The sequence below is a fragment of the Cedecea sp. genome (assembly GCF_036500665.1).
Taxonomy (GTDB): Bacteria; Pseudomonadota; Gammaproteobacteria; order Enterobacterales; family Enterobacteriaceae; genus Cedecea.
On sequence record NZ_DASYBS010000160.1, the window covers coordinates 46923 to 53446 of the forward strand.

A 6524-nucleotide genomic window follows, 5' to 3' on the forward strand; every position below is an offset into this window, starting at 1 on the left:
GGAGTCTATATTGAATATATCTAAATACTTTCTGGCTATCACAGGGTTATTCTTTTTCGGCTTTGGGTCGGCATTGGCAGATAACCCATTCGGGGATGATACATTCTGGCAACAGTTTAGCGCCCCTGAAGCGTTCAGAGCTATTCCGTTAAATCGACATACACCCCCGGCCCCTTTTAGTAAAAATTATCCAGGCTTTACACGTTCTATTATTCATTTCCCCGTCTCTGGCAGTCAGCCTGTCATTACTGAGACTCAGCAAAAGTTGCTTATTGAGGCTGCGGGGAAAGCAAAATGGGTCGGCATCAGAGGCTACAGTGACAGCACCGGACCTCAGAGGGTAAACACGATACTTTCCAGGAACCGGGCGAGTCGCGTTAAGGCTTTTCTCATGGCACACGGAATTAGTGAGCAGAAGATTTCTTGTACAGGTCGGGACGAAGAATTTATCACAACAAATAGCACAGCGCAGGGTCGGCAGGCTAACCGGCGGGTAGAAATTGATCTGGCTGATTATCGCTTCCCGTAATTTTTATAAAATACTATCTGTTCAGGAAAATTGGAATTCGCGCTTCTTTATTGTAACAACCTTATTTATTTATCAGTTCACTGTGTGTTAAAAAGTCCTGCCTGGACTTATCATCCGTACGTTAAAAACCCCCGTATTTAAATCGAGAGGAGACTATATATGGGATTAGGTCTAATTAGTAGTTTCGGCTTTCAGGCTGGAATGGAGGCTATTCAGGCGCAAATGCAAAAGGATGCGCTCATTAAAGCCAAACATGATGCAGATAATGCAAAGATAAACGGTATCGCTGATAGTGCTGTAAAAGCCGGTTCAGCCGCTGCGCAAATTAAAGTCCGATATTAATCCGGGAGAAGTACCCTTCCCTTTCGCACGTTAACTACTAGAGTCGAGGTTTATTATGGGTTTAGGAGCTGCCAGTAGTATGGGATATGCCGCCGGTATGGAAGGTATTCAGGCCCAAATGCAAATGGATTCCCTGATGAAAGCCGAACAGGATGCTATTAACTCTAAAGCAAACGGTATTGCTGATAGTGCAGTTAAAGCAGGTTCAGCTTCGGCACAAAATAAAATCAGATATTAACATAAATATCTTAACTAAGAGGCAATACTATGGATCCAATATCATCGGGTGGAGGTATGGAGGCTATGCAGGGGTTACAAAGCCTTATGCAAGGTCTCCAGGAAGGTAAGAATTCAGGCTCAGCAAAAGACGCCGGGGGAAACGCTAACGAGGGTGAAGGCTCAGCGATTTCTTTTTCTCCTCAGCAAAATGCTTCCCCTGTTAACTTTTAATAAGCACGACTAGCGGCGGTAATTATTATGTGTGGTATCTTCGGGTACCACACTTTACGCTGCCGGTTTATATCTCTGGGCGAAATAAACACTACGCATATCGACTCTTTAAGGGAGGCGCCGCGTTTAATGACTATATCCACAGTAAATAATTTACTTTCATTGCAGGTACTTCCGGCGAGTGTTGAAACCAATTATATTCAGACAGGCGGTATGGGCAGTGAATGCAAAAATACTATCGAAACACCTTCCTGCTTAGCACCGTCTGAAAGCCGCAGCCTGCCGACAGCGAATGAAAACAGCGTTGAATTTCTGCTGAAACTGCTGCTGGGGATGCTTCTTCCGGACGATAAAATAGGGAGTAAAAACGCTTATTGCAGTGGCGTGCCACCGGACAATGGATTACGGGCGGAAAACTGTACATGCCAGGCTTCCCGCCCCGTAGATTTCTCTGCACTCCGTTCCGACAACCTCGTGTCTTACGGTTCCCAGTATCAGCCAGGGTCCGATCCTGAAAAAAGATCCAATGATATTATTTCCGGGTTTCGACAAGGCAACGGAACCCAAAATTGCGTTACCATTTCCGCTATTAAAGCAGCCATGCAGAAATTCGGTACAGATCCTGAAGATATATTCTCGCACGTAGCCAAAACCTCAGGCGGTTACGATATTACAATGCGTGATGGGTTTGTATTGCATCTGACTCACGCAGAACTTCGTCAATCAACCAACTCTGCCGGGCTCGTCGGGAGCGATCGTCAATTAGTCCGCAATGCGAATTTCTTATATGCAGCTTCGGTCAAAAGAGCACATTTTGAGAATAACGATGGGCACGCACGCAGAAGTTTTTCACATGCATTATTGAGTGTGAATGACAGAGAAAATGCTGGTGAAGGGTTAAAACGGCTGGGGCTGAAAAATCATATGCGAACAGTACATGTTCACGCACTGGCAAACGGCATGACAGGCACTGTCCTCAGAAATGGGCATGATGTCGCAGTCATTAATGGAAGAGAAGAAATATATGGGAGACAGGGAAAAATCCCAGGCCATGGATATGCGATTGCGCTTACCTGACCGCGACTTAAGCGGTACACGCCAGTAATACATCATTAGGTCCGATCATGCTGTATTTCGGACAACAGCGTTTCAGAAACCCATAAAGGAGGTTGTATGAGTGTGAATGAAATCAGAAGTACGCAATCTGGCTACACCGCAGGCACATCGGCTAGCGCCGAAATGAGCGCTCCCCAGGAACAAAATAGTCAAAAAACACAGCTACCTCATACCGGCTCCGTCAGTGGTACAAATAACAAAGTCTCCTACGCCACGAACGAGAACGTGGCACAGCCGATAAGCAGTAATCAGCAAAAACAAGAGGAAATGATTCAGCAGTTTCAGACCAACTTTTCAATGCTACAAAAACTGAACAATATGCTACAGCAGGTCATTCAGGGATATATTGATGGCATCATGTCAAGTTTTCAAAATAGCCTTAAAAGCTTTCAGCGCTTCATGGCGGGTGGGTAACGCTATTTTTAATAATGTTTTTTAAGTGGAGTCGCCAGTCGGCGACTCCAGAAAAGGGGGGGAAGCATTTATCTCCACCGGTGATTTGTTATAGCCCGCTCAAACATTAATAAAGTATTTTGTCTGACTGGGGCTAATCTGAGTGGCATAGGTGTTCCCGGCATTGGTCAAGCTGATGTCGCCAAGACGCGTTGCAGGTAACCCCTGAATAAAATATTTACTCGACCCCTGAAGCGGCTGCATATACGCAGACGCTGTACCCGAGAGAGCCCCAAGGATGCCGCCAGTGCTTATACTTGTGGTCCTGATGGTACCGGTATTTTGCTCATTTCCCCCGCAGCAAAATAAATTTGCGACGTTAGGGATCCCTGTTACATTCAAAGCCATGTTGGAGCCGGAAACCGGCACCATGGGTTCAAAACCGGAAAAAGCATACCCTCCACTGCGGGTGTTAGCTGCTGTCATGTTGATCATCCCATGTGGATCTGATTGCCGTTGATCTTAAGTACGGCTGACGATTTTATTGAGCCAATCTCGCTGCTAAGAGAATAACTCTGCTGAGCATCATGAATAATATGCCTGGCCCTGGTTATATCGCTTTGTTCCGTCTGGCGGTAGGAATGACGGGCACGAAAGAAAAAAAGCTTCGTCGCCTGATGGATCGTATCAGAAACCAGTGTACTAATTCTGGACGTCAGGGAAATATCGGGTGCGGTACAGTGAATGTGTTTACTGCCCGTTATTTCAATCTCCGCAGCCTGCAGAATAATTTTTTTATACTGTTTCCCTCCAAGCATCAGCGTTTGATTCATCGATGCACTGAAAATGATGTCAGTTACGTACAGGATATCGCCATCAATAATAGCTTCGACGCGGTCCCCTTCAGCAAGCCTGGACTGGCAACGCCATGCGTTCTTTATCTTGTGTCGCGGAAACGCTTTGACAACAAGCTCGCCATCCTGCGCTGACTCAATAGTGACGAGAATTCGCTGGCTTGGCCGAACATCTGTTGTAGGAATGGCCGTTTCAGTCGCGTTTGTAGAATAACGGTTAGTTGAGTCATACATAGTTGATTACTCCTGTTTTTTTGCTGTCTGCACCACTCTTCGGGCCGGGATGATAAGTCTGATACCAGTGAGCAATATCCTCGAGGAGCGTATCTTGCTGATAAGTACCCGCGAGATGATCCATAAAATTCGCTCCATGTAGCCGACAGTTTTCCAGCGCGGTAGATTGCAAAGGCTGGTGTTGAAAATTTGCTGCCCGCAGATCGGCACCCGCTATAATTGCTGCCCCCAGGTCGCAATGCGCAAACGTCGCTGCCACCAGGTTTGCCTGCGTGAAATCAGCATAGCGTAGGTCACAGTGGCTAAAATATGATTGCTCACCCTGAATACTTTCCAGACTAGCGTGGTTGAAATTTGTATATAGAAACTGGCATTCACACAAAACAGTACCGCTCAAACGACTGCTTTTAAAGGAACATGCCTGCAGCACAGAACGATGAAAACTGCTTTGTTCAAGCGACAGATTGATAAATTCACAGGATTTAAGCTGGCAATTAAACCAGGTCCTATTGAGACCTTTAATCTCAATAAACTGACACCCGTCAAGTGTGCAATCCCCCATCACCTGGCGAGTTAGCAATACCTGCTGCCAGGTATTATTGATAAAATGACACTGGTACCCACTGAAATCTCTTAGCTCTCCTTCTTTTAAAATACAATTCTGAGCCTTAAGGTCGCACGCGATAAACTGACTGATAACATTATTTATAAATCTGCCGCTATCAATACAGGTGTGATGCATGGTTATCTCTTCAAGCGTACTACAATGACTTTGCAACGAATTAAATTGACATTCGTGGAAGCAAAGTTCATATCCCTTACTGTCGTTTATCGCAATATCGAGCTGGCATCGGGTAAATATTAGCTTCTCGCAGAGAACATTCTTCAGTGAGAGATGAGTCATGGTACATTGTTCAAATCTTAATTCATGAAAATGGCAGTGACTTAAAGAGATATTTTCAAAATGACATGATATAAACAGGATGTTACTCGCACCTGGCGCCGAAAAATCATTATCTTTGAAAATCTTATCCTTGATCACCCTGGGAACTGTAAAAGCAAAATTATCTGTTCCTGCCATGCTGGACATTTCTTGATTTTCCTCAGAAACAGTCATTTTACACCACCGGAGTCACGTTGGCGTTCGGGTAGCCAGCTCACCTTATCCAGCAAACATTTCAGGAAAGTGGTGGTGCTATTTTGTTTTATCATTGCTAAATTAGCGCTTACCAGGTTGCACTCCTCTATAATTGCCCCCTGTAAATCAGCGCCGTAAAGAATGCCTTGTTGCAGGCTGGATTTTTGCCAGCAAGAGTCAATCAACATACTCTCCCGCAAATTTATTCGCGTCAACTCGCAGGCGATAATAACGCCAGCATTAACATTCGCTTTTTCAAGAGAAAACTCACTAGCCGTACAGCGTATTAACTTACAGTATGGGAGATTAACCGCAGTCATTCCCGTTTTAGATATTATACAGTCAACCATATTTAACTCACTCAGATCAGCTTTATCACCCACGGTCAAGCAGGAAATCTGGCACTGTTCTATATTTAATGCATACCAGTCTCCCCCGGTAATAGAATTTTTTTCAAGCTGGCTATTCTCTATTCGAACACGCCTGGCATTACAGGCATTCATAATACACTGGCATAAAGCACTTTTAGTAAAATACGCAGAGTGAATACTCGAGCGATTAAATACGCAGTTATTTAACTCACTCTCGCTTAATCGTAGCCGGGAAAAATCACATTCAGGAAACAGAGAGTTTTTGAGCGTAGAATTTTCAATGCAAAGATCCATCGCCTGTACCGCTTCACAGGTGATGAAATCCCCTTTGAATTCATTAAAAGATGACTGCTCAAAAGTACAGCAATTAAGATTGCAGTGCTCCATTATGGTATTATTAAGCACCGCACCAAAAAAGCGCACATGACTGAACGTACAAGAAAAAAACTGACAATCGTCAAAGTAAATACCTGAAAAATCACAGTGACTAAACTGACACTGTCGAAAGACTTTATGTGCAACAGAAGCGGGAAACATTACTGCCCTAAAGATTTCGTTTTCGAGGGTTTGGCTTCCAGGGGGAAGAGATGCCCATTCTGGATCGCATCTGAAATGGGGTAATGGGCATGACGGGATTGGGGCGTTTAAATCGTGGCTGTTATGCAATGCAATAGCCTCGCGGACCCGCTGATAAAAGGCAGGCGCTGTGCTTTGCGCGTTGCCATCATAGCGTGCGGATCCCGGGTGCCGGGACACAGTATCAATCGTGCTTAGTGATGCACCTTCAGGCATCAGGTCTGGGTCATAAAGAAACTCAAAGGGAGATGCCTTCTCGCTGGTGCGCCGATGAATAACATGCCGATAATGCTCCAGAGAGCGCATGCCCTGCGCGTTATCCAGCGCGATGGTTAACGCGGCAAAGGGCTGCTCCAGTAGATGGTTAAGCGCAATTAATCCTGAACCGCCCCGGAAATCCTGGAGACTAAACTCCTTGAGAAAGAGGCAAACAGGATGACTAAAAATACGCGTTTTTCCCCTGAGGTCCGCCAGCGGGCCATCCGTATGGTTCTGGAGAGTCAGAACGAATACGACTCACA

General features: G+C 45.3%; 9 protein-coding genes. 5 read left to right on the forward strand and 4 right to left on the reverse strand.

Annotated elements, in window-relative coordinates; translation table 11 throughout:
* Nucleotides 1–10: 10 nt before the first annotated feature.
* The 5 genes from VGM55_RS25200 to VGM55_RS25220 all read left to right on the forward strand — a co-directional run bounded on the left by VGM55_RS25200 (nucleotide 11) and on the right by VGM55_RS25220 (nucleotide 2851).
* Complete coding sequence (locus VGM55_RS25200; RefSeq protein ID WP_154189571.1) at nucleotides 11–529, forward strand: OmpA family protein; 519 nt, start codon at nucleotides 11–13, stop codon at nucleotides 527–529.
* 159 nt (nucleotides 530–688) lie between these two features.
* Nucleotides 689–871 carry a hypothetical protein gene (locus VGM55_RS25205; protein WP_154189570.1) on the forward strand — a complete coding sequence of 61 codons (183 nt, stop codon included), beginning with the start codon at nucleotides 689–691 and terminating at the stop codon, nucleotides 869–871.
* A gap of 55 nt (nucleotides 872–926) precedes the next feature.
* The gene (locus tag VGM55_RS25210; RefSeq protein WP_154189569.1) at nucleotides 927–1109 is read left to right on the forward strand and encodes a hypothetical protein; all 183 of its coding nucleotides are present in this window, start codon (nucleotides 927–929) and stop codon (nucleotides 1107–1109) included.
* Nucleotides 1110–1450: 341 nt separating this feature from the next.
* Complete coding sequence (locus tag VGM55_RS25215) at nucleotides 1451–2398, forward strand: hypothetical protein (RefSeq protein WP_154189568.1); 948 nt, start codon at nucleotides 1451–1453, stop codon at nucleotides 2396–2398.
* Nucleotides 2399–2494: 96 nt separating this feature from the next.
* Nucleotides 2495–2851, forward strand: coding sequence for a hypothetical protein (locus VGM55_RS25220; RefSeq protein WP_331637077.1), 357 nt, complete (start codon nucleotides 2495–2497; stop codon nucleotides 2849–2851).
* A 99-nt stretch (nucleotides 2852–2950) separates the two neighbouring features.
* On the opposite strand, the gene VGM55_RS25225 is transcribed toward VGM55_RS25220, so the two are convergent.
* The 4 genes from VGM55_RS25225 to VGM55_RS25240 are packed head-to-tail and all read right to left on the reverse strand — an operon-like array spanning nucleotide 2951 to nucleotide 6309.
* Nucleotides 2951–3316 (reverse strand): PAAR-like domain-containing protein, encoded by a 366-nt coding sequence (locus VGM55_RS25225; RefSeq protein WP_154189566.1) that lies wholly within the window; start codon nucleotides 3314–3316, stop codon nucleotides 2951–2953.
* Nucleotides 3317–3321: 5 nt separating this feature from the next.
* Complete coding sequence (locus tag VGM55_RS25230; RefSeq protein WP_154189565.1) at nucleotides 3322–3918, reverse strand: DUF3540 domain-containing protein; 597 nt, start codon at nucleotides 3916–3918, stop codon at nucleotides 3322–3324.
* Nucleotides 3911–5008, reverse strand: coding sequence for a pentapeptide repeat-containing protein (locus tag VGM55_RS25235; RefSeq protein ID WP_331637078.1), 1098 nt, complete (start codon nucleotides 5006–5008; stop codon nucleotides 3911–3913). The genes VGM55_RS25230 and VGM55_RS25235 overlap by 8 nt, the downstream gene beginning before the upstream one ends.
* 23 nt (nucleotides 5009–5031) lie before the next feature.
* Complete coding sequence (locus tag VGM55_RS25240; RefSeq protein WP_331637079.1) at nucleotides 5032–6309, reverse strand: pentapeptide repeat-containing protein; 1278 nt, start codon at nucleotides 6307–6309, stop codon at nucleotides 5032–5034.
* Between the last annotated feature and the right edge of the window lie 215 nt (nucleotides 6310–6524).